The organism is Pseudomonas sp. UBA6699, assembly GCF_002454615.1.
Classification (GTDB): domain Bacteria; phylum Pseudomonadota; class Gammaproteobacteria; order Pseudomonadales; family Pseudomonadaceae; genus Aquipseudomonas; species Aquipseudomonas juntendi.
The window spans coordinates 1-21,241 of the sequence record NZ_DKJF01000097.1; the positions used below are offsets into that span (position 1 = coordinate 1).

The 21,241-nt window shown below is 64.7% G+C and carries 25 protein-coding genes and 2 pseudogenes; 14 read left to right on the plus strand and 13 right to left on the minus strand.

Annotated elements, in window-relative coordinates:
• Positions 1-167: 167 nt before the first annotated feature.
• Positions 168-392 carry a winged helix-turn-helix transcriptional regulator gene (locus B3361_RS18255; protein WP_009685700.1) on the minus strand — a complete coding sequence of 75 codons (225 nt, stop codon included), beginning with the start codon at positions 390-392 and terminating at the stop codon, positions 168-170.
• A gap of 3 nt (positions 393-395) precedes the next feature.
• Between B3361_RS18255 and B3361_RS18260 the strand changes: the two are divergent.
• Positions 396-636: pseudogene (locus B3361_RS18260) on the plus strand (MFS transporter); the annotation flags it as partial.
• Here the strand turns inward: B3361_RS18260 and B3361_RS18265 are convergent.
• The 5 genes from B3361_RS18265 to B3361_RS18285 all read right to left on the minus strand — a co-directional run bounded on the left by B3361_RS18265 (position 624) and on the right by B3361_RS18285 (position 4,557).
• Positions 624-1,307, minus strand: coding sequence for an OmpW/AlkL family protein (locus tag B3361_RS18265; RefSeq protein ID WP_009685701.1), 684 nt, complete (start codon positions 1,305-1,307; stop codon positions 624-626). The pseudogene B3361_RS18260 and the gene B3361_RS18265 overlap by 13 nt on opposite strands.
• Before the next feature lie 109 nt (positions 1,308-1,416).
• Positions 1,417-1,983, minus strand: coding sequence for a DUF3299 domain-containing protein (locus B3361_RS18270; protein WP_225624738.1), 567 nt, complete (start codon positions 1,981-1,983; stop codon positions 1,417-1,419).
• 9 nt (positions 1,984-1,992) lie between these two features.
• A complete protein-coding gene (locus tag B3361_RS18275; protein ID WP_009685703.1) occupies positions 1,993-3,258 on the minus strand; it encodes an ABC transporter permease in 1,266 nt (421 codons plus the stop codon).
• Positions 3,258-3,968 (minus strand): ABC transporter ATP-binding protein, encoded by a 711-nt coding sequence (locus B3361_RS18280; RefSeq protein ID WP_029886262.1) that lies wholly within the window; start codon positions 3,966-3,968, stop codon positions 3,258-3,260. Before B3361_RS18280 ends, B3361_RS18275 begins: the two co-directional genes overlap by 1 nt.
• Before the next feature lies 1 nt (position 3,969).
• On the minus strand, positions 3,970-4,557 hold the full coding sequence (locus B3361_RS18285; RefSeq protein ID WP_054904990.1) for a DUF2796 domain-containing protein: 588 nt from the start codon (positions 4,555-4,557) through the stop codon (positions 3,970-3,972).
• A gap of 128 nt (positions 4,558-4,685) precedes the next feature.
• On the opposite strand from B3361_RS18285, the gene B3361_RS18290 reads away from it, so the two are divergent.
• The gene (locus tag B3361_RS18290; RefSeq protein WP_054904991.1) at positions 4,686-5,030 is read left to right on the plus strand and encodes a hypothetical protein; all 345 of its coding nucleotides are present in this window, start codon (positions 4,686-4,688) and stop codon (positions 5,028-5,030) included.
• A gap of 136 nt (positions 5,031-5,166) precedes the next feature.
• Here B3361_RS18290 and trxA read toward each other — a convergent pair whose 3' ends face one another.
• The 3 genes from trxA to B3361_RS18305 are packed head-to-tail and all read right to left on the minus strand — an operon-like array spanning position 5,167 to position 7,183.
• Complete coding sequence (gene trxA / locus B3361_RS18295; RefSeq protein ID WP_054904992.1) at positions 5,167-6,039, minus strand: thioredoxin; 873 nt, start codon at positions 6,037-6,039, stop codon at positions 5,167-5,169.
• A 31-nt stretch (positions 6,040-6,070) separates the two neighbouring features.
• The gene (locus B3361_RS18300; protein ID WP_054904993.1) at positions 6,071-6,730 is read right to left on the minus strand and encodes a class I SAM-dependent methyltransferase; all 660 of its coding nucleotides are present in this window, start codon (positions 6,728-6,730) and stop codon (positions 6,071-6,073) included.
• The gene (locus B3361_RS18305) at positions 6,731-7,183 is read right to left on the minus strand and encodes a YbaY family lipoprotein (RefSeq protein WP_054904994.1); all 453 of its coding nucleotides are present in this window, start codon (positions 7,181-7,183) and stop codon (positions 6,731-6,733) included. It lies immediately after the preceding gene.
• 106 nt (positions 7,184-7,289) lie between these two features.
• On the opposite strand from B3361_RS18305, the gene nrdR reads away from it, so the two are divergent.
• From nrdR to B3361_RS18365, 12 genes are all read left to right on the plus strand, one after another.
• Positions 7,290-7,754, plus strand: coding sequence for a transcriptional regulator NrdR (gene nrdR / locus B3361_RS18310; RefSeq protein ID WP_009685710.1), 465 nt, complete (start codon positions 7,290-7,292; stop codon positions 7,752-7,754).
• Between the two features lie 2 nt (positions 7,755-7,756).
• Positions 7,757-8,887 (plus strand): bifunctional diaminohydroxyphosphoribosylaminopyrimidine deaminase/5-amino-6-(5-phosphoribosylamino)uracil reductase RibD, encoded by a 1,131-nt coding sequence (gene ribD, locus B3361_RS18315; protein ID WP_009685711.1) that lies wholly within the window; start codon positions 7,757-7,759, stop codon positions 8,885-8,887.
• Positions 8,888-8,928: 41 nt separating this feature from the next.
• The gene (locus tag B3361_RS18320) at positions 8,929-9,594 is read left to right on the plus strand and encodes a riboflavin synthase (RefSeq protein WP_009685712.1); all 666 of its coding nucleotides are present in this window, start codon (positions 8,929-8,931) and stop codon (positions 9,592-9,594) included.
• 18 nt (positions 9,595-9,612) lie between these two features.
• Positions 9,613-10,704: a bifunctional 3,4-dihydroxy-2-butanone-4-phosphate synthase/GTP cyclohydrolase II gene (gene ribBA / locus B3361_RS18325; RefSeq protein WP_009685713.1), complete on the plus strand. Its 1,092-nt coding sequence runs from the start codon at positions 9,613-9,615 to the stop codon at positions 10,702-10,704.
• Between the two features lie 91 nt (positions 10,705-10,795).
• Positions 10,796-11,272: a 6,7-dimethyl-8-ribityllumazine synthase gene (gene ribE, locus B3361_RS18330; RefSeq protein WP_003255395.1), complete on the plus strand. Its 477-nt coding sequence runs from the start codon at positions 10,796-10,798 to the stop codon at positions 11,270-11,272.
• Positions 11,269-11,769, plus strand: coding sequence for a transcription antitermination factor NusB (nusB, locus tag B3361_RS18335; RefSeq protein ID WP_054904995.1), 501 nt, complete (start codon positions 11,269-11,271; stop codon positions 11,767-11,769). The genes ribE and nusB overlap by 4 nt, the downstream gene beginning before the upstream one ends.
• Before the next feature lie 18 nt (positions 11,770-11,787).
• Entirely contained in the window at positions 11,788-12,756 is a 969-nt protein-coding gene (gene thiL, locus B3361_RS18340) for a thiamine-phosphate kinase (RefSeq protein WP_009685715.1), read from the plus strand.
• Positions 12,753-13,256 carry a phosphatidylglycerophosphatase A family protein gene (locus B3361_RS18345; RefSeq protein WP_009685716.1) on the plus strand — a complete coding sequence of 168 codons (504 nt, stop codon included), beginning with the start codon at positions 12,753-12,755 and terminating at the stop codon, positions 13,254-13,256. Before thiL ends, B3361_RS18345 begins: the two co-directional genes overlap by 4 nt.
• A 16-nt stretch (positions 13,257-13,272) precedes the next feature.
• A complete protein-coding gene (locus B3361_RS18350; protein ID WP_054904996.1) occupies positions 13,273-14,016 on the plus strand; it encodes a substrate-binding periplasmic protein in 744 nt (247 codons plus the stop codon).
• 129 nt (positions 14,017-14,145) lie between these two features.
• Positions 14,146-14,763, plus strand: a complete 618-nt coding sequence (gene ribA, locus B3361_RS18355; protein WP_029886268.1) for a GTP cyclohydrolase II — start codon at positions 14,146-14,148, stop codon at positions 14,761-14,763.
• Complete coding sequence (locus B3361_RS18360; RefSeq protein WP_054904997.1) at positions 14,760-15,179, plus strand: hypothetical protein; 420 nt, start codon at positions 14,760-14,762, stop codon at positions 15,177-15,179. Before ribA ends, B3361_RS18360 begins: the two co-directional genes overlap by 4 nt.
• On the plus strand, positions 15,179-15,997 hold the full coding sequence (locus tag B3361_RS18365; RefSeq protein ID WP_054904998.1) for a cobalamin-binding protein: 819 nt from the start codon (positions 15,179-15,181) through the stop codon (positions 15,995-15,997). Before B3361_RS18360 ends, B3361_RS18365 begins: the two co-directional genes overlap by 1 nt.
• On the opposite strand, the pseudogene B3361_RS18370 reads toward B3361_RS18365, so the two are convergent.
• The 4 genes and pseudogenes from B3361_RS18370 to B3361_RS18385 form a co-directional block, all read right to left on the minus strand.
• Positions 15,969-17,840, minus strand: a pseudogene (locus B3361_RS18370) (TonB-dependent receptor domain-containing protein). The gene B3361_RS18365 and the pseudogene B3361_RS18370 sit on opposite strands and share 29 nt — an antisense overlap.
• Positions 17,841-17,981: 141 nt before the next feature.
• Complete coding sequence (gene dxs, locus B3361_RS18375) at positions 17,982-19,877, minus strand: 1-deoxy-D-xylulose-5-phosphate synthase (RefSeq protein WP_054906293.1); 1,896 nt, start codon at positions 19,875-19,877, stop codon at positions 17,982-17,984.
• A gap of 107 nt (positions 19,878-19,984) precedes the next feature.
• On the minus strand, positions 19,985-20,872 hold the full coding sequence (ispA, locus tag B3361_RS18380) for a (2E,6E)-farnesyl diphosphate synthase (RefSeq protein ID WP_054906294.1): 888 nt from the start codon (positions 20,870-20,872) through the stop codon (positions 19,985-19,987).
• A complete protein-coding gene (locus tag B3361_RS18385) occupies positions 20,869-21,111 on the minus strand; it encodes an exodeoxyribonuclease VII small subunit (RefSeq protein ID WP_009685726.1) in 243 nt (80 codons plus the stop codon). Before B3361_RS18385 ends, ispA begins: the two co-directional genes overlap by 4 nt.
• Between the last annotated feature and the right edge of the window lie 130 nt (positions 21,112-21,241).

Here is a 21,241-nt window from a genome sequence, read left to right on the forward strand (position 1 = left end):
CAAAATCATTAGGCCAGTTCACGCCCGCTCCCACAGGAACCGTGTGATCTTCGAGTCCTGCATTTTGGCTGTTGATCTACACCCTCTTCGGCTGAGGCAACACCAGATCCCTCTCTCAAGACACAAGCGGCCTTGTGTCGCGACAGGGCTGCGCAGCAGCCCCGGGATCAGCCATGGCGCACCACCTTGCGCACGCAGTCCTCGGGGTTCAACATCCGCCCATCCAGGCTTCTCACCTGTAACGGTTCCAGCAAACCGCTTTCCACCAGCCACTTGAGCCGTGAGGCGAGGATGGTCTTCGCCAGCCCCAGATTCTTCTGAAACTCACTGAAGCGACGCAGGCCATCAAAAGCATCGCGAAGGATCATCAGCGCCCAGCAATCACCCAGCACCTCCTGGCGCTGTTGCTGCTGACGCTTTCATGGCTGCCCACGGCCATGCTCGGGCAATCCGTGATGGCCTTTGTCCTCGGCGTGCTGATGCTGGATTTTGCCGAGCAGGCGGTGCATGTCACCAACCAGACGGTGTTGCTGGCCGGGCCTGGCCATCAGCGCGGCGGCCCTGGCTTATTGGCTGTGGCTGCAACGCGCAAGGGCGGCCGAAGCCGCCCTGCAGTGTTCCGGTCAGAACTTGTAGCCTAGGCCGACCATGTACACCCATGGGTCGACATCCACGTCGACCTTGGTCTTGCTGTAGCCCAGCGCGGTGGGGCCGTTGACGCTGGCCTTGGTGTCGATGTCCACATACCAGACCGCGGCGTTGACCAGCAGGTTGTCCGTGAGCATGTAGTCCATGCCCAACTGGCCGGCGATACCTACCGAGTCTTGCAGCTTCAGGTTACTGAAGCCCTGCTGCTTGCGGGCGCTGCTGAGGTCTTCATCGAAGAACAGGGTGTAGTTGATACCGACGCCGGCATACGGCTGGAACTTGGAGTTCGGTTCCATCGGGTAGTACTGCAGCGACAGTGTTGGCGGCAGTTGCTTGATGTCGGCCAGCTTGCCGTCCAGCCCGCCACCCAGGCCTTTTACGCCTACGGTGTGCTTGAACGGCGTAGCCGCCAGCAGCTCCAGGCCAACGTGGTCGGTGAGCATGTAGGCGAAGGCCAGGCCCAGTTGGGTGTCGCTGTCCAGTGTCGCCTTGGTGCCCGAAACCTTGTTGCCGTCGAATTTCAGGTCGCTGCTGCTCTCATTCGGCGCAGTGGTGATTGCACCGGCGCGAACGATGACATCACCCGCCTGGTGGGCGTGGGCAACAGGGGCGGCGAAGGCCAGTGCCGCGAATGCGGCCCCGAGCAAGGACTTGTTCATGGAAGCTCCCAGAGGACGTTAATAATCGAGTAGTCCAATGGTACGGATGGGTCTAAACAGAATGTTTGACCCAGCTCAACGAAGCGTCTTCATGAACCGGTAATAGCGCTCACTTCAGCTCATAAGCGTAGATTTTGTCGGCTTCCATCTGGTAGCCGGCATCGGCCAGTTCGCTGCTGGAGGCTTTGACCTGCATCTTTCCCTCGATCCAGTAGGGTTGATAAAGGTCTTCGACGCGCACGCCCATTTCGCTGAAAATGTGCACGATCTGGTTCGAGGGCGGTGGCGGCACATGGATGCACGCGCCGTAGTAAGGCACCAGCAGAAACTCGGTGGTGCGCCCCTCCTCGCTGACTTCCAGCGGCACGATATACCCGGGCAGTTTGACCTGCTGGCCATCGAGGCTTTTCACCACCGGCGCGTTCGGCGCCTGCTGCCGGGCTGCTGGCGCAGACTCGGCGGCCAGCGCGTTGCTCAATTGCGACATGTCGTGCAAGGGGGTGAGTTGCGGTGGAATGACCGGGGCGCCTTCCGGGATCAGCGCTGGCCAGTCGAGCTCCTTGGGTTCGGCGGCCCACAGCGGCATCGCTGCCGCAAGCAGCAGGATCAGCAGCGTTCGCAGTGTCGGCTTCTTCGCGGGTGAACCCGCGAAGCAGGCGGTGAGGTGTTTGATCATTACGCGCACTCATAGGTGTATGGACAGGCCATCGGCCAACGACTGCCGATAGGCGCGCCACGCTGGCACGCTGCCCATCAGCAGTGCAGCCCCCAGGATGATAGCCAGCAAGCTCCATTCATGAGCGCTCGGCAGCGCCAGCGGCAGGTACAAACCATAGTTAGCCTGTACATACCCCTGTGCCAGGGCGATACCCGCATACAGCAAGCCCAGCCCGGCGACGATGCCGACTGCCGCCAGTGACAGCGCCTCCAGCACCAGCAGCCCGGCGATATGCCACGGCCTGGCCCCTACGGAACGCAAGATCGCCATCTCCCGGCGGCGTTCGTTGAGGCTGGTGAGAATGGCCGTGAGCATGCCGATCAGGCCCGTGAGCACAACGAACAGAGAAACCACGAACAAGGCTTGTTCGGCCGTGCCCATCAGGCTCCACAGCTCCTGCAAGGCAACGCCAGGCAGGATCGCCAGCAGCGGTTCGTTGCGGTACTCGTTGATTTCCCGCTGCAGGCTGAACGTGGCGATCTTGTTGTTCAGGCCCAGCATGAACGCCGTGATGGCGGCAGGTTGCAGGTCCATGCTGCGTGCTTGCTCGGCGCTGATGCGCCCGGCGCCACGTGCCGGCACGCCATTGTGCCAGTCGATATGGATCGCCTCCATGCCGCCCAGGCTGATGTGCAGGGTGCGGTCGACCGGTGTGCCGGTACGCTTGAGCACGCCCACCACGGTGAACGGTTTGTCGTCATGCTTGACCAGGCTGATTGCGGCCACACCGTGCGCCAGCACCAGCTTGTCCCCCAGCTTGTAATGCAGTGCCTCGGCCACTTCGGCACCCAGTACCACCTCGAACGGGTCACTGGCGAATTCGCGGCCCTGGCTCAGCTGCAGGTGCTGTTTGCGGCCGTACTGGTAATGCTCGAAGTAGTCGGCAGTGGTGCCCATTACCCGGTAACCGCGGTGCGAGTCGCCCAGCGAGATCGGAATCGCCCACTTCACCCGTGGATCATGGGCGTAGTGCTGAAAGCTGTCCCAGCGGATGTTGTTGGTGGCGTTGCCGATCCGGAATACCGAATACAGCAGCAGGTTCACCGAACCGGAGCGCGCGCCCACGATCAGGTCGGTACCGCTGATGGTACTGGCGAAGCTGGCACGGGCCTCGGTCCGCACCCGCTCCACGGCCAATAGCAGGCATACCGACAGGGCGATGGCAAAGGCCGTGAGAAAAGCGGTGAAACGGCGGTTGGCCAGGCTGGCCAGGGCAAGGCGGAGCAGGTACATCAGGCCTCCACGGGCTTGGCGGCACGGTTGAGTTCGGCCAGCGACAGGTGGCGATCGAACAGCGGCGCCAGGCTCTGGTCGTGGCTGACGAACAGCAGGCTGGCACCAGCGGCCCGGCACTCATCGAACAGCAGGCGGATGAACACCTCACGGGTGTCGGCGTCCAGCGCCGAGGTCGGCTCGTCGGCGATCACCAACTCGGGTTGACCGATCAGCGCGCGGGCTGCGGCAACCCGCTGTTGCTGGCCTATCGACAGGCTGTCGGCACGGCGCGCCAGCAGTGCCGGGTCGCCCAGCCCCAGGTGGGCGAGCAGTTCGCCTGCCGCCTGGTGGACACTGCCATGGCGCTGGATGGCCCGTTCCGCCCGGCTGCGGGAAAAGCGGCATGGCAGTTCGACGTTCTCCCTAACCGACAGGAAGGGCAGCAAGTTGAACTGCTGGAAGATATAGCCGGTGTGGTCGACGCGGAACCGGTCGCGTGCACCTTGGCCCAGCGCGGCCAGGTCCTGGCCAAGCAGCCGGATTCGCCCTTGGTCCGCTCGGTTCACCCCGCCCAGCAGGCCCAGCAGGGTGGTCTTGCCACTGCCGCTGGGGCCTTTGAGAAACAGGGCCTCACCGGCTTGCAGGCGAAACGCCGGGATGTCCAGCAGCGGCGCCTGGCCGGGCCAGGCGAACACCAGGTCCTGCAGGTCAATCAGTGCCTGATTCATCTCAGAACGCGACCATGGCCTTGGCGGGCGAGGTTTCAACGCCTTTCTGGCCGTTGGGGCCGATTAGCTGCACGTTGATTTTTTGCGTGGCCGGGAAGGCTTTGTACAGGGGGGCCAGGTCCAGCTGGGTGAGTTTCTCCGGGGTGGCGCATGTCAGCTGGTAGTGGGCATTGATATCGCTGTGCATGTGGCCCTTCTCATGCTCGTCACCGTCGTCGTCCGCTTTGGCGGCGTCACCGAACAACGGGCTTTCCAGCGCTTGCTGGTCTTCCTTGCAGCCGGCTGCCGAGGCCAGGCCGAACAGCTTCAACGGTTGTTCCAGCTGCTGGCGCACCGCGGCAACCTTGGCCTTGTCGGCGTCGCTGCTGGCAGCGTGCTCGAAACCAACCAGGTTCATGGCGGGGCTGTCCAGCTCCAGTTCCAGAGTGTTGCCTTCGAGCACGACATTGAGCTTGGCCACGCCGTGTTCATGCGCGCCCAAGGTGCCATGGGCGTGGTCGTGATCATGGTCATGGTCATGGTCTTCGTGGGCATGGGCCACGGCCAGTGGCAGCAAAGCGAAGGGCAGGGCGAGCAACAGGCGACGCATGGGAGGCTCCGGGGCGGGCTGGGTGATTGGGTTATGTTATAACAACTTTTCTGCGTCCTGCCAGTCCGCATGGTGCAGGTTTCATCTTGCGGTAGCATGGGCCATCGACCTTGCTCAAGGAATGCATCGTGAGAATTCGTGGACAGATTGGGGAATGGCCGGTGGACCTGACCATCGAGCTTGAGCCTGAAGAGTGGGCGCAGTTCGGGCGGCAGATTGATGTACCGGTGGTAGCGCAGGCCGCAGCAACACAAACCGTGGCGGCGCCGCGCCAGGATGACGGGCAATGGGTAGCAGCGTGTGATGTATTGCGCCTTGCCGGGCAAATGAGCGGGCCGCAGTTGCTGGACCGGCTGGAAGGGTTGGCGGGGAGCACGGCGGCGGGCAAGCGATTGCTGGTGCGCTTGCGGCACAGCAGTGATGTGAAGGTGAAAAGCGGCGTGGACGCGCCGGTTTATCACTGGGTGGGATAAGCCTGTATTGCCTGTGCTGGCCTCTTCGCGGGCATGCCCGCTCCCACAGGTATTGCACCAGTCTCGAGTTCGGTGGGTATCCTGTGGGAGCGGGCGTGCCCGCGAACGAGGGCGAAGCCCTCGCAATGCTTTTGGGCTAGAACAGCGCCGCCGACAGCTTGCGACGGTAAACCCCGACCAGCGGGTGGTCAGCACCCAGCAACTCGAAGACCTGCAGCATGGCTTTCTGCGGTAGACCGTTCTCATAAGCACGGTTACGCTGGAACAGCTTCAGCAGCCCATCCAGCGCCGCTTCATACTGCTGGCGCGCCAGTTGTTGAATGCTCAACTGGTAAGCCGCCTCATCATCTTGCGGGTTCTGGGCCAGGCGGCTTTTCAGCTCCGCCACTTCCGGCAGGCTGGCCGCTTGGCGCAGGAAGGTCAGTTGGGCCTTGGCGCCGGCCAGTGCGGCCTTGTGCTCATCGCTCTTGACCGCGTCCAGTACCACCTGCGCTTCCCCCAGTTCGCCACGTTCGGCCAGGCAACGGGCGTACAGGATCAGTGCCTCGGCATTGCTGTTGTCTTCACCCAGCAGGGCCTGCAACAGCGCTTCTGCTTCGGCGAAACGGCTTTCGGCGAACAGCGCCTTGGCCTGCTCCAGCGGCGATGCCTGCGGTGCGGCAGGCATTTGCACGTGCGGCTCGAGCATGGCGCGGATCGCCGATTCCGGCTGGGCACCGGCAAAGCCGTCCACCGGCTGGCCGTCCTTGAACAGCACAACGGTCGGCAGGCTGCGAATGCCGAACTGGGCGACCACCTGTTGTTCCACGTCGCAGTTGATCTTGGCCAGCAGCAGTTCGCCCTGGTAGCCCTCGGCGATCTTCGCCAGCAAGGGCATCAGTGCCTTGCATGGCGCACACCACTCGGCCCAGAAATCCACCAGCACCGGTTTGTGGAAGGAGTTCTCGATCACCAGCTGCTGGAAGGTGGCATCGGTAGCGTCGAAAATGTAAGGCGTGTCTTGGCTCATTGCGCTTCTCGCAAACTCGTGAATACCACCACTATAAGGTGTCGCGGCTGGCGTGGTACAGGCTGACCCGGCGGAATTCGTGCGGCTCGGCCAGGTCGGGCAGGGTCAGCGCTTCAAGCACCCCCAGCTGCTGGTAGAGCGGGTGGCTGAAGTCGCGTACCCGCGAGTCGGCCACCAAGGCCTGGCGACCACGGCCAAGAAAAGTATCCAGAAGCGGCAGGTTGGCACGGTCGTACAGCACGTCGGCGACCAGGATCAGGTCGAAGCGGTCGTCCTCGGCGAAGAAGTCGTCGCTGTAGCCCAGTTGCACACCGTTCAGTGCGGCATTCGCGCGGCAGGCTTGCAGGGCCAGTGGGTCCAGGTCGCAGGCCACCACCTCCCGGGCACCCGCGCGGGCGGCAGCGATGCCGGCAATGCCGGACCCGGCGCCAAAGTCCAGCACCCGCTTGCCGGCCACCCATTCCGGGCGCTCGGCCAGGTAACGGGCCATGGCCAGGCCACTGGCCCAGCAGAAGCTCCAGTAGGGCGGGTCTTCCAGAATGCGCCGGGTTTCGTCGCTGCTGAAGGCGCGGTCCATGTTCTGGTCGTCGATCAGCCACAGTTTCAAGGCGCAGCCGGGCAGTTCGCTGACGACCAGCCGCGCTTCACCGATCAGGCCGCTGAGTGCCTGCTGCAGGGCGAGCGGTGCCACTCAGGGCGCCTTCTCGAAACGTAGCGGCCCGGTGGCCTGGGTCTGCGCCTGGGTGATGCGCAGCGGCGGCAGGTGCATGATCAGCTGGCCGGAGCGGCTGGCGCGGCCACGCAATTCCACGCGTGCGCCGGCCGGGAAGGCTTCGGGGTTGAAGCGCAGTTGGTAGGGCAGGGCCTGGCCGGTAGCGGTCAGGTTGCTGCTGGCCAGCAGGCGTTGCGGGCGGTCGCGTTCGTCGATCACCAGCAACGCCAGTTCCACGTCGGCGCCGGCCGGGATTTCCAGCAAAGTGCCGCTCAACTCGCGCTGGTAGGCCGGAAGCGGGCCGGGCGCTTCGGCGGTTTTGGCCACGTGGGCCGGTGCCGGCGCAACGGAGGTATCGGTCTTCGGCCTGTCGCTGCCGCAGGCGGCGAGCAGGGCGGCGCAGCACAGCACGACGAGCGCTCGGTAGTGCATGGAGGAGTCCTTAACGGGCAGATTTCCCATGGATGTTAACCCCTTTGGCTTGTCTTGCCAGTGCAATGCGCTACCATGGCCCTCCCTTTTTTTGTTGCCTGCCACCATGCACTGTCCCTTTTGCGGTGCCAACGACACCAAGGTCATCGACTCTCGCCTCGTCGCCGAGGGCGAGCAGGTGCGCCGCCGCCGCGAATGCGTGGCCTGTGGCGAGCGCTTCACCACCTTCGAAACCGCCGAGCTGGTGCTGCCCCGGCTGATCAAGCAAGACGGCACGCGCCAGCCTTTCGACGAAGACAAGCTGCGTGCCGGCATGCAGCGGGCGCTGGAAAAACGCCCGGTCAGCGTCGAGCGCCTGGAAGCGGCGCTGGCGCACATCAAGAGCCGCCTGCGTGCCACTGGCGAGCGCGAAGTCAAGTCGCTGGTGGTGGGTGAAATGGTCATGGCCGAGCTGCGCAAGCTCGATGAGGTGGCCTACATCCGCTTTGCCTCGGTGTACCGGCGCTTCCAGGACCTCGACGAGTTCCGTGAAGAAATCGACCGCCTGGCCCGCGAGCCGGCCAAAGAGTGAACATGCCCAGCCAAGCCGCGATTCTTGACGCCCACTACATGGCGCGTGCGCTGGAGCTGGCGCGCAAAGGCCTGTTCACCACCCACCCGAACCCCCGCGTAGGCTGCGTGATCGTGCGCGACGGCGAAGTGGTCGGGGAGGGCTGGCACGTGCGCGCCGGTGAGCCCCATGCCGAAGTGCATGCCCTGCGCCAGGCCGGGGAACGCGCCCGTGGCGCGTGTGCCTATGTCACCCTGGAGCCTTGCAGCCACCATGGCCGCACGCCCCCGTGCGCCGAAGCGCTGGTCAAGGCGGGTGTGGCCCGGGTGGTAGCGGCCATGCAGGACCCTAACCCGCAAGTGGCAGGGCGGGGGCTGCGGCGCCTGGCCGAGGCCGGCATCGAAGTAGCCAGTGGTGTGCTCGAGGCCGAGGCCCGCGCCCTGAACCCGGGCTTTCTCAAGCGCATGGAGCATGGCGTGCCGTACGTGCGCGCCAAGCTGGCCATGAGCCTTGACGGCCGTACCGCCATGGCCAGTGGTGAAAGCCAGTGGATCACCGGCCCGGCCGCGCGCTCGGCCGTGCAGCGCCTGCGCGCCCGCTCCAGCGTGGTGCTGACCAGCGCCGCCAGCGTGCTGGCCGACAACGCGCGCATGACCGTACGGGGCAGCGAGTTGGGCCTGGATGCCGAAACCACCGCCCTGGCCCTCAGCCGCCCACCACTGCGCGTGTTGGTCGATGGCCGCCTGCGCCTGCCGCTGGATGCGCCATTCTTCCAGGCCGGGCCGGCCCTGGTGGTAACAGCTGTCGCAGATGACCCCGGTTATGCCGCTGCCGGCCACGAACTGCTCTGCCTGCCGGGTGACAATGGCCAGGTCGACCTGGCGGCGCTGCTGCATGCCCTGGGCGCGCGTGGCGTCAACGAAGTGCTGCTGGAAGCCGGTGCCAGCCTGGTCGGTGCCTTTGCCCGCCTTGGCCTGGTGGACGAGTACCAGTTGTTCGTCGCTGGTACCTTCCTCGGCTCCCATGCCCGCCCATTGCTGGACTGGCCAATGGAGCGGATGAGCGAAGCACCGCGGCTGAAAATTACCGAAATGCGCGCAGTGGGCGATGACTGGCGGGTCACAGCCGTGCCCCTGCCGGCGCCCGGCGTATAATGCCGGGCTTGCCCCGTGCAAACCGTTTTGAGGAAGACCCCATGTTCACCGGCATCATCGAATCCATTGGCAGCATCCGCAGCCTGACCCCCAAGGGCGGCGACGTTCGCGTCTACGTCGAAACCGGCAAGCTGGACCTGGGTGACGTCAAGCTGGGCGACAGCATCGCCGTCAACGGCGTGTGCCTGACCGCCGTGGAACTGCCTGGTGACGGCTTCTGGGCCGACGTCAGCGTCGAAACCCTCAAGCGCACTGCCTTCATCGACCTCAAGAGCGGCAGCAAGGTCAACCTGGAAAAAGCCCTGACCCCTACCACCCGCCTTGGCGGGCACCTGGTCAGCGGCCATGTCGACGGGGTGGGTGAAATCATCTCGCGCAGCGATAACGCCCGCGCCATCCAGTTCCGCGTACGCGCACCGAAGGAGCTGGCCAAGTACATCGCCCACAAGGGCTCGATCACCGTCGACGGCACCAGCCTGACGGTCAACGAAGTCAATGGCGCCGAGTTCGAGCTGACCATTGTCCCGCACACCCTGTCCGAAACCATCATGGCCGACTACCGCGCAGGGCGTCGGGTGAACCTTGAGGTCGATCTGCTGGCCCGTTACCTGGAGCGCTTGCTGCTGGGTGACAAGGCCGCCGAACCGAGCAAGGGCAGTGGCATTACCGAAAGCTTCCTGGCCGCCAACGGCTTCTTGAAATCCTGATTGAGAAGGGGGTGCCGCGTGGCGCTCAACAGCATCGAAGAACTGGTCGAAGACATCCGCCAGGGTAAAATGGTCATCCTCATGGATGACGAAGACCGCGAGAACGAAGGCGACATCATCATGGCCGCCGAGTGCTGCCAGCCCGAACACATCAACTTCATGGCCAAGCATGCCCGTGGCTTGATCTGCATGCCGATGACCCGTGAGCGTTGCGAAACGCTGAAGCTGCCATTGATGGCGCCGCGCAACGGCTCGGGCTTCGGCACCAAGTTCACCGTGTCGATCGAAGCCGCCGAAGGCGTCACCACCGGCATCTCCGCCGCCGACCGCGCGCGCACCGTGCAAGCCGCTGCTGCCCGGGACGCCAGGGCCGAAGACATCGTCAGCCCTGGCCACATCTTCCCGCTGATGGCCCAGCCTGGCGGCACCCTGGCGCGTGCCGGCCACACCGAAGCGGCCTGCGACCTGGCGCGCATGGCCGGTTTCGAGCCAAGCGGCGTGATCTGCGAAGTGATGAACGACGACGGCACCATGTCGCGCCGCGCCGAGCTGGAAGTCTTTGCTGCCGAGCATGGCCTGAAGATCGGCACCATCGCCGACCTGATCCACTACCGCATGATTCACGAGCGCACCGTGCAACGGGTGTCCGAGCAACCGGTAGAGAGCGAGCTGGGTGAGTTCAACCTGGTCACCTACCGCGATGCGGTGGAGGGCGACGTGCACATGGCCCTGACCCTGGGCAAGATCTGCGCTGAAGAGCCGACCCTGGTGCGGGTACACAACATGGACCCGCTGCGCGACCTGCTGCTGGTCAAGCAACCGGGCCGCTGGAGCCTGCGTGCGGCCATGGCGGCCGTGGCCGAAGCCGGCAGCGGCGTGGTCCTGCTGCTGGGCCACCCGCTGGACGGCGACGTGCTGTTGGCGCACATCCGCGAAAGCGCCGGCGACCTACCGGCCAAGGCACCGACCACCTACAGCACCGTGGGTGCTGGCTCGCAGATCCTGCGCGACCTCGGGGTGCGCAAGATGCGCCTGATGAGTTCGCCAATGAAGTTCAACGCGATATCCGGATTCGATCTGGAAGTTGTAGAATACGTGCCCTCCGAGTGACTTGAGGCGGCAATGACGCCCCCAGCTCGAGTCCAGACCCCTGTCGAGGCCGCTTGCAAGCGGCCTCGCTCTTGAATATGAGAATATCGGAATGACCCTGAAGACCATCGAAGGTACCTTCATCGCCCCCAAAGGTCGCTATGCTTTGGTGGTTGGCCGCTTCAACAGCTTCGTTGTCGAAAGCCTGGTAAGCGGTGCCGTTGACGCCCTGGTTCGCCACGGTGTCAGCGAAAGCGACATCACCATCATCCGTGCCCCGGGTGCATTCGAAATTCCGCTGGTGGCACAGAAGGTCGCCCAGCAAGGCGCCTACGACGCGATCATCGCCCTGGGCGCCGTGATCCGTGGCGGTACCCCGCACTTCGAATACGTGGCGGGCGAATGCACCAAGGGCCTGGCCCAGGTGTCCATGGAGTTCGGTGTTCCGGTGGCCTTCGGCGTACTGACCGTCGATTCCATCGAGCAGGCCATCGAGCGTTCCGGCACCAAGGCTGGCAACAAAGGTGCTGAAGCTGCCCTGTCCGCTCTGGAAATGGTCAGCCTGCTGGCGCAGTTGGAGGCCAAGTGATTAGCGACGAAAGCGATCGTTTCAACCCGCGCGATCCAAAACCTGCGGATGCCGGCAAGCCCTCCAAGAGCGCCAAGCGTCGCGAAGCCCGCAAGCTTGCGACCCAGGCCCTCTATCAATGGCACATGGCCCAGCATTCGCTGAACGAGATCGAAGCGCAGTTCCGGGTGGATAACGATTTCACCGATGTCGACGGTGCCTACTTCCGCGAGATCCTGCATGGGGTCCCGGCAATCAAGGACGAAATCGACAAAGCGCTGGCCCCGTGCATGACCATTGCCCTGGACGAGCTCGACCCTGTGGAACTGGCCGTGCTGCGCCTGTCCACCTGGGAGCTGATCAAGCGCATCGACGTACCGTACCGTGTGGTCATCAACGAAGGCGTGGAGCTGGCCAAGGTCTTCGGTGCTACCGACGGTCACAAGTTCGTCAACGGTGTGCTCGACAAGCTTGCCCCGTCCCTGCGTGAAGCAGAAGTCAAGGCGAACAAGCGCTGATCCCGGCGCTGCCTGGCCATGGGTGAATTCGAGCTGATCAACCATTACTTCGCCGCCGCGCCCTGTGCGCAAGGCGGCGAAGGCGTGGCCCTGGGGATCGGCGACGATTGCGCCTTGCTCGACCTTCCCCCCGGTGAACAATTGGCGGTGTCGACCGACACGCTGGTGGCCGGGGTGCATTTCCCTGCCGTGTGCGACCCGCAACTGCTGGGCCAGCGGTCGCTGGCCGTGGCGGCCAGTGACCTGGCCGCCATGGGCGCCACCCCGATCGGCTTCACCCTTGCCCTGACCCTGCCAAGCGTTGGCCCGGACTGGCTTGCAGCCTACGCCAACGGCCTGAGCCGCATGGCGCACCGCTGCCGCATGAGCCTGATCGGCGGCGACACCACCCGTGGCCCATTGAGCATCACAGTGACCGTGTTCGGCCGGGTGCCGGCTGGCCAGGCGTTGCGCCGCAGCGGTGCGCGGCCAGGCGACTTGCTGTGTGTTGGCGGCACCCTGGGCAAGGCCGCCGGTGCCTTGCCGCTGGTACTGGGCGAGCGCCAGGCGCCCGCCGAGCTTGCCGAGCCGCTGCTGGCCCATTACTGGTCGCCGATGCCGCAGCTCACCCTGGGTACATGGCTGCGGGGCAGGGCCACGGCGGCGCTCGACGTCTCCGATGGCCTGCTAGCCGATTGCGGGCATATCGCCAAGGCGTCCGGGGTGGCACTTGAGGTGAACCTGGCCCAGGTGCCAGTGTCTCCTGCCTTGCAGGCATTCCTCGGCCACGAGGCGGCACTGCAGGCAGCACTCACCGGTGGCGATGATTACGTACTGGCCTTCACCTTGCCGCCTGCAGCACTGCCGCCCCTGGCCGAGCTTGGCTTCATCGAGGTACACACCATTGGTCGTGTGCTGCAAGGTCGCGGTGTGACCCTGCGCGACGCACAGGGCCAGGACATCACCCCCGCCCAGCGGGGCTATCAACACTTTAGGGAGACACCGTGACCGATCACCCCAACCAGGTGCCTGCGGAGTTCGTTCCGCCTTCGGTCTGGCGCAACCCATGGCACTTCATCGCGTTCGGCTTTGGTTCCGGCACCTTGCCCAAGGCACCGGGTACCTGGGGCTCGCTGGTGGCCATACCGTTCATCCCCCTGTGGCAGATGCTGCCCGACTGGGGCTACTGGCTGTTGCTGGGCATCAGCATGCTGTTCGGCATCTGGCTGTGCGGCAAGGTCGCCAATGACTTGCGTGTGCACGATCATGAAGGCATTGTCTGGGATGAAATCGTTGGCATGTGGATCACCCTCTGGCTGGTGCCGGAAGGCTGGCAGTGGCTGCTGGCAGGGTTCCTGATGTTCCGTTTCTTCGACATCCTCAAGCCGTGGCCCATCCGCTGGATCGACCGCCATGTGCACGGGGGCGTCGGCATCATGCTCGACGATATCCTGGCCGGTGTGTTCGCCTGGCTGGGCATGCAGGTTCTGGTATGGGCGGTTGCCTGAAACAGGGAGCGCGTGAATGGCCATGAGGGTTGTGCTGCTGGCGATGCTGCTGAGTGTCGCCCCGTGGGCGGTGGCTGCCGAAGGCCTGCCAAAGCAGATCCAGCTGGTCAGCGAGGAGTGGATCGACTACACCAATGCTGACGGTACCGGCGTTGCCTGGGACGTTCTGCGCAAGGTGTTCGAGCCGGCCGGGGTCAAGGTGGTGACCCAAAGCGCACCCTACAGCCGCGCGGTCGGGCTGGTGAAACGTGGCGAGGCGGATGCCTGGGTCGGCTCCTACAAGGAAGAGAACGACGACAACCTGTACCCGCGCTGGCACTTCGATATGGATCATATCTATGCGCTGGGGCTGGCCAGCAAGCCTGTGCCCACGTCGCAGAATGTGGGCAAGTACCGCTTGGCCTGGGTACGTGGCTACGACTACGGCAGCTACTTGCCCGATGTGCATGAGTTCCGTGAAATCCAGCGCCGCGAAGGCATTCTGCCGATGCTGGAGCATGACCGTGTGGACTTCTACATCGATTCCCAGACTGAAGTCGATTACGTACTGAACCAGTCATCGCAGCCCGAACGCTTTCGCCGCACCCACGTGGCCGAGCTGCCGCTATACCTGGCCTTTGCCCGCAACGACCAGGCCAAGGCCCTGCGCGACCTGTTCGACAAGCGCATGGCCGAGCTGGTACGCAGTGGCGAGCTGAAGCCGATTTTCGAGCACTGGCGGCAACCGTATCCGTTCACTGCGGATAGCAAACCGCACTGAGGCCGGGCCTGCCTGGCCTAAGTATCGAACTTTTCGATCTTACCCCGCGGTATTCAGCCAGCCCATAGTGTGCAACCTGCTGATACAATCGGCTCACGAGATATGTCCCACTTTTTCCAGGAGCACAACGTGCCCGTCGTCTTTGTTGCCGCCTCTAAACTCCCGACGCCCTTCGCGACCTTCACCATGCATGGCTTTCTTGATGAAGCCACCGGCCGGGAGCATGTGGTGCTCAGCCTGGGTGACATCGCGGATGGTCAGCCGGTGCTGGGGCGCCTGCATTCCGAATGCCTGACCGGCGATGCCCTGTTCAGCCAGCGCTGCGACTGCGGCTCGCAGCTGGAGGCCGCACTGCAGGCAATCGCCCGCGAGGGCCGCGGCGTATTGCTGTACCTGCGCCAGGAAGGCCGTGGCATTGGCCTGCTGAACAAGATTCGTGCCTACGAGCTGCAGGACGGCGGGGCGGACACCGTGGAAGCCAACGAGCGCCTGGGTTTTGCCGCCGACCAGCGTGACTACGCCATGTGCCTGCCCATGCTCGAACACCTGGGCGTGAAGGCGCTGCGGCTGATGACCAACAACCCACGCAAGGTCAAAGCCCTGACCGACATGAGCATCGTGGTTGCCGAGCGAGTACCGCTGCATACCGGGCATAACCCGCACAACCGCTACTACCTGGCAACCAAGGCCGGCAAGCTTGGCCACATGCTGGGCAACGAACACCAGGGCGAGGTGCCCCAGGCGTGACCCGCGCCCAGGTCAAGCGGCGGCTGGCGCTGGCCTGGTGGCAGTACCTGGCGGTGGGCCTGCTGCCGCTGCCGGTCATGAGCTGGGCTTTTGGCGGCGGTGAGGCGCTGGTGCCGATTCTGGCCATGCCGTTGTTCATTGCCGGCGCGGCCACCATGTTCCTCAGCCTGCCACGTTTCGGTGCCTACAAGCATGCACTCATCGCCACCTCGAAAGCCCTGGGTACTGCTGAAGAGCCTGCCGCGTGGATCGAGCTGGCACGGGTACGGCGCCTGGCCATGTTGTACGCCTGCTTCCCGGCCTGGGTCGCAGCGCTGTCTGTAGGGGTCGGTCTTGAAGCGGTACCGCAGATCCTGTTGGCGATATCCACCGTGGTGGTGTTGTCCCTCTACCGCATTCCACGACAGCTCGGCTGATGCGCCTACTGCCTGGCCTGCTGGCACTGTTCGCCTGTGCCGCGCTGGCTGGCGAACCCTTGCGAGTGGTCAGCCTGGCGCCTTCGATGACGGAAATCATGCTCGAACTGCAGGCCGATGACCTGCTGGTGGGTGTGCTTGATGGGGGCGAACGACCAAATGCGTTGCGCGATTTACCCTCGGTAGGCCGCCAAGGCCAGCTGAACATGGAGCGCCTGCTGAGCCTGCGCCCCGACCTGTTGCTGCTGTGGCCAGGCAGCGTGCCGCCGGCGCAACGCGAGCAGCTCAAACGCCTGGGTATCACGACCTTCAGCGCCGAACCCCATGACCTGGACCAGCTCATCGAGCAGATCGCCGCGATTGGCGAGCGCGTCGGCCGTGCCGAGCAAGGGCAGCAGTATGCCCGGGCCCTGCGCGAGCGGTTGCGGCAACTGCGCCAGCAGTACCGACGTGACGAGCCCTTGCAGGTGTTCTACCAGGTGTGGGATCGGCCTTTGTACACCCTTGGTGGCCGCCAGGTGGTGAGCGACGCATTGGCCGTATGCGGGGCGCGCAATGTGTTTGCCGACCTCAGCCAACCGGCGCCGCAGGTGAGTGTGGAGTCGGTGTTGCTACGCAACCCCCAGGTCATCCTGGCCAGTGACCAGGCGCAGTTGACCGGCTGGCTGGCCTGGCCGCAGTTGCGCGCCGTTGCCCACGCCGGTTTGCTGGTGGTACCCGACAAAGGCCTGGAGCGCCCGAGCGGGCAAATGATTGAAGCCACCGCCCGCTTGTGTGCGTTGCTGGCCGCTAAAGCCCCGGCGTCCACGTCACGCTGAACAGCACCGTGCGGCCTTCTTCGCGGTACGGGTAGTAGGCCCCTTCGTAGCTGTACAGGGCGCGGCTATAGCGGCGGTCCAGCACGTTATCCAGTTTGGCTTCCAGTTTCACTTCGTCGCTGGCAGCCCAACTGCCACGCAGGCCCAGCAAGCTGTGGCCACCGATGCGGTTACGGTTGGCCTCATCGTCATAGCTGCTGCTGACGGCCTGCCAACTGGCGCCCGCGCTGAAACGCCCGAAGTCGCGGTCCAGGTCCAGGCTCAACGTGCGCCGGGCGCGGCGGGCCAGGGTGTGGCCAGTGTCGCGGTCACGTGGGTCGATCAGTGCCATGCCCAACTGGGCGTGCCAACTCGCCCACTGCTGGGACAGGGCCATTTCCAGGCCGTTGATGCGTGCCGAGGCGACGTTGCGCGGGATCGAGTCCTGGCCAAATACGATGGCGTCGCGCAGGTCGGTCCGGTACAGCGAGGTCTCCAGGCGGGTGGTGGTCGCCAGCTAGCTGCGCCACTGCAGCTCATAGCTTTTCGAGTGCTCTGGGTCCAGGTTCGGGTTGCTGTATTGCGGGTAATACAGGTCGTTGAACGTCGGTGCGCGGAAGCCTTCGCTGTAGGACAGCAGCACATCGTTATCCGCGTTCAGCGGCACGGTCAGGCTGCCACTCCAGGTGGTCTGGCCGCCAAACTGCTGGTTGCGGTCGTGGCGCACGCCCAGCTCGGTGGAAAACTGCTCGCCCTGGTAGCGGTGCTGGGCAAATACCGCCCGGTTCCAGCGGCTGTCTTCGGTGAAGTCGGTACTGGCATGGACACGGTCTTCATACCAGTCCCCACCGATCAGCAATGTGTTTTGTTCGCCCAGGGCGAGGTCGTTCTGCCAGGTCAGCTGATCGCGGTAGGTGTTGAACACGAAGCGCTCGGCGCTCAGCTTGTCACGCTTGTCGTCGCGGTTCTCGCTGTGGGCCAGTTCCAGGCGCGAGCGCCAGGCATCGTTGAGCTGCGCAGCGAAATAGCTGCCCAGGCTGCTGACGCTGAAGTCCGTGTAGGGCTTCTGGCCGAAGCTCTCGAAGGTTACCGGGTCGAACCCCCCGAACGGGTTGTCGTATTCACTGCGGCCACGGCTGTCGAGCAGGTTGACCCCGGCCTCGAAGCGCTCGCTGAAGGTGTGGCTCAGGCTCAGGTTGAAGGACTGGTTACGGTAGGCATCATGGTCGCCGTCACTGGCGAAGGATGGGCCAGTCGAGTCGATGCCGGCTGTTTCATCCAGGCTGGCACCGAGGTTGAAGTGGGTCGCGTCGTTGCCGCCGGAAAGCCCCAGGCTACGCTGGACGGTCTGGTGGCTGCCTGCCGCGATGCGCAGCCGCGGCTGCAGGCCGGGCGTGTTGCTGCGGCGGGTGAAGATCTGGATCACCCCGCCGATGGCATCGCTGCCGTACACCGCCGAGCGCGAGCCACGCAGCACTTCCACCCGTTCGATCTGGTCAACGTCGAGGAACTGCAGGCCGCTGTCGCCCGAAGTGGCGTTGGCAATGCGTACGCCATCCACCAGTACCAGGCTTTGCGCCGCCTTGGTACCGCGTATGAAGATGCCCGGGAGGCTGCCACGGCCGCCAGTGGGGGCCACTTGCACGCCGGGTACGCGGCTTAGCAGGTCGGTGACGCTGGTGGGTTGCAGGCGGTCGATGTCGGCGCGGGTGAAGACCGTGTTGGCGGCGCTGGTGGCGGTGCGCGACTCGACTTGGCGGCTGGCGCTGATCAGCACGTCGGGGAGCTTCAGCGCGTCATCGCGTTCGGCGGCGATTAACAATGTGGGGGCGCAGAGTAGCGCGGCACAGGCAGATTTCTTCATAAGCAGTACCATTTTGCGAGGGCTGCGCCCTCGATCGCGACACAAGGCTGCTCCTACCGGTATTGCACAAACCGGTAGAGCGGCGCGGTCTCTGTAGGAGCGGCCTTGTGTCGCGAAAGGGCCGCAAGGCGGCCCCGGGGATTACAAGCCGAGCTTGGCCATGCGGGCTTTCACCGAAGCCTCAATCCCGGCCGCATCCAGCCCGCACTCGGCCAGCATCTGCGCCGGCTTGGCATGTTCGACGTAGATATCAGGCAGGCCCAGGTGCAGCAGCGGCTTGACCACGGCCTGGCTGGCCAGGAACTCGCCTACCGCAGCGCCAGCGCCACCCATGATGGCGTTCTCTTCGACGGTGACCAGCAGCTCATGGCTGCCAGCCAGTTCCAGCACCAGGGCTTCGTCCAGAGGTTTGACGAAGCGCATGTCGACCACGGTGGCATTGATCTGCTCGGCAACCTGCATGGCCTCTGCCAACTGCACGCCGAACACCAGCAGGGCGACTGTCTGGCCTTGGCGGCGGACCACGCCCTTGCCGATTTGCAGCGGCTCTAGATCGCCGCTGATCGGCGCGTTCGGGCCGGTGCCGCGGGGGTAGCGCACGGCAGCCGGGCCGTTGTACAGGTGGCCGGTGCTGAGCATCTTGCGCAGCTCGTTCTCGTCGCTGGGGGTCATCACCAGCATGCCCGGGATGCAGCGCAGGTAAGACAGGTCGTAGCTACCCGCATGGGTCGGCCCGTCTTCGCCCACCAGCCCGGCGCGGTCGATGGCGAACAGCACATCGAGGTTCTGCACCGCCACATCGTGGATGAGCTGGTCGTAGGCGCGCTGCAGGAAGGTGGAGTAGATCGCCACCACGGGCTTGCTGCCCTCGCAGGCCATGCCGGCGGCCAGGGTGACGGCGTGCTGCTCGGCGATCGCCACATCGAAGTAGCGTTGCGGGTAGCGCTCGCTGAAATCGACCAGGTCGGAGCCTTCTTTCATCGCCGGGGTGATGCCCACCAGGCGGTTGTCGGCAGCGGCCATGTCGCACAGCCACTGGCCGAACACCGCGGAGTATTTCGGCCCGCTGGGCTTCTTCGGCGCGACAGGCTTGTCGGCGGGCTCCAGCTTGGTGATGGCGTGGTAGCCGATAGGGTCGAGTTCGGCGGGGGCGAAGCCCTTGCCCTTCTTGGTCACCACGTGCAGGAACTGCGGGCCCTTCAGGTCACGCATGTTGCGCAAGGTGGCGATCATGGTCGGCAGGTCATGGCCGTCGATCGGGCCGATGTAGTTCCAGCCCAGCTCTTCGAACAGTGTGCCCGGCACCAGCATGCCCTTGGCGTACTCTTCGGTGCGCCGGGCGATTTCCCAGGCACCGGGCAGGCGCGACAGCACTTTCTTGCTGCCTTCGCGCATGCTGGCGTAGGTGCGGCTGGACAGGATCTTGGCCAGGTAGTTGGACAGGCCGCCGACATTGCGCGAAATCGACATGTCGTTGTCGTTGAGGATCACCAGCATGTCGGCATTGACTTCCTGGGCGTGGTTCAACGCCTCGAAGGCCATGCCGGCGGTAAGGGCGCCATCACCGATCACGGCGATCGACTTGCGCGCGCTGTTCTGCAGGCGGGCGGCAATGGCCATGCCTAGCGCTGCGCTGATCGAGGTACTGGAGTGGCCCACGCCAAAGGTGTCGTACTCGCTTTCGCTGCGGCGCGGGAAGGCGGCGATACCGTCCTTCTGGCGCAGGCTGAGCATGCGGTTACGGCGCCCGGTCAGAATCTTGTGCGGGTAGGCCTGGTGGCCCACGTCCCACACCAGCCGGTCGTCCGGGGTATCGAACACGTAGTGCAGGGCGATGGTCAGTTCGATCACGCCCAGGCCGGCACCAAAATGCCCACCGGTCTGCCCCACGGTATACAGCAGCTCCTGGCGCAACTCGTCGGCCAGGGTCTCCAGGTCGGCTTCGGCCAGCCGGCGCAGGCCGGCAGGCGTGTCAGCGCGGTCGAGCAACGGCGTGACCGGGCGTTCGCGGGGAATCTCTTGAAACGTCGTGGGCATCAGGCGAGTCGTTATAGGTGTGTGAAGACGCGGCAGTTTACCCCATTGTGGGAAAAGTGCCCATTCGACCACTGCTTGTGACACCCCAATGGCGCGGGTATCCGTGCTTAGTTGCGGCGCTCGACGATATAGCGCGCCAGTGCCCGCAGCGGCCCGGCTTTTTCGCCGAACCCTTCCAGTGCGACCAGCGCTTGGTCGCGCAGTTCGATCGCATAGGCCTTGGCCGCGTCCAGGCCCAGCAGGGCCGGGTAGGTCGGTTTGTCACGGGCGATGTCTGCCCCTTGGCGTTTACCCAGGGTGGCGGTGTCGCCTTCCACGTCGAGGATGTCGTCCTGAACCTGGAATGCCAGGCCAATGGCCTGTGCATAAGTTTGCAGGGCGTCCAGTTGCTGCTGGCCGGCGCGGGCGCTGGCCAGTGCACCCAGGCGCACGCTGGCTTCGATCAGGGCGCCGGTCTTGTGCCTGTGCATGAATGCCAGTGCCCGCTGGTCGAGCTTCAGCCCGACCGAGCCAAGGTCGATGGCCTGCCCGCCCACCATGCCGGCTGGGCCGGCGGCCGTGGCCAGGGCCTGGACCATGGCCAGGCGGACGCTGTCGGCCTGCGGGCTGAGGTGCGGATCGAGCAGGGCGCTGAACGCCAGGCTCTGCAACCCGTCACCGGCCAGGATGGCGCAGGCTTCGTCGAAGGCCTTGTGCGTGGTGGGCTGGCCCCGGCGCAGGTCGTCGTCATCCATGGCAGGCAGGTCGTCATGCACCAGCGAGTAGGCATGGATCAGCTCCACCGCACAGGCCGCGCCGTTGGCCTGTTCGGCCGGGGCACCCAGGGCTTCGCACGCGGCGTAGGCCAGCAGTGGCCGCACGCGTTTGCCGCCGTTCATCACGCTGTAGCGCATGGCGGCATAGAGGCGTTCGAGTTCTTTGGTCGGGGCGACGAACAGCGGTTCGAGGGCTGCATCCACCCGCCTCTGGCAACTGGCCTGGTAGCTGCCGATCATGCTTCGGGCTCCGCGTCGAAGGGCTGGGCAGCCAGCTCGCCGTCACGCTCCAAAAGAATTTGCACCTTCTGCTCGGCCTGGGCCAGGGCACCTTGGCATTCTCGGGTCAGCGCGATGCCTTGCTCGAAAGCGGCCAGCGACTCTTCCAGCGACAACTCGCCGTTCTCCAGGCGCTCGACCAGTGTTTGCAGGTCTGCGAGGGATTGCTCGAAATCAAGGGAGGATTTTTTGCGGGCCATGGCGACTGTCTCGGAGGCATTCAGAACGGCGCGACACTAGCAGAGCGGGGCGGGGGGAGCAAACTTCCGGGGCCGTGAGGTTGGTTTCACAGGCCCTTTCGCGGGCACGCCCGCTCCCACAGGTTAGGCG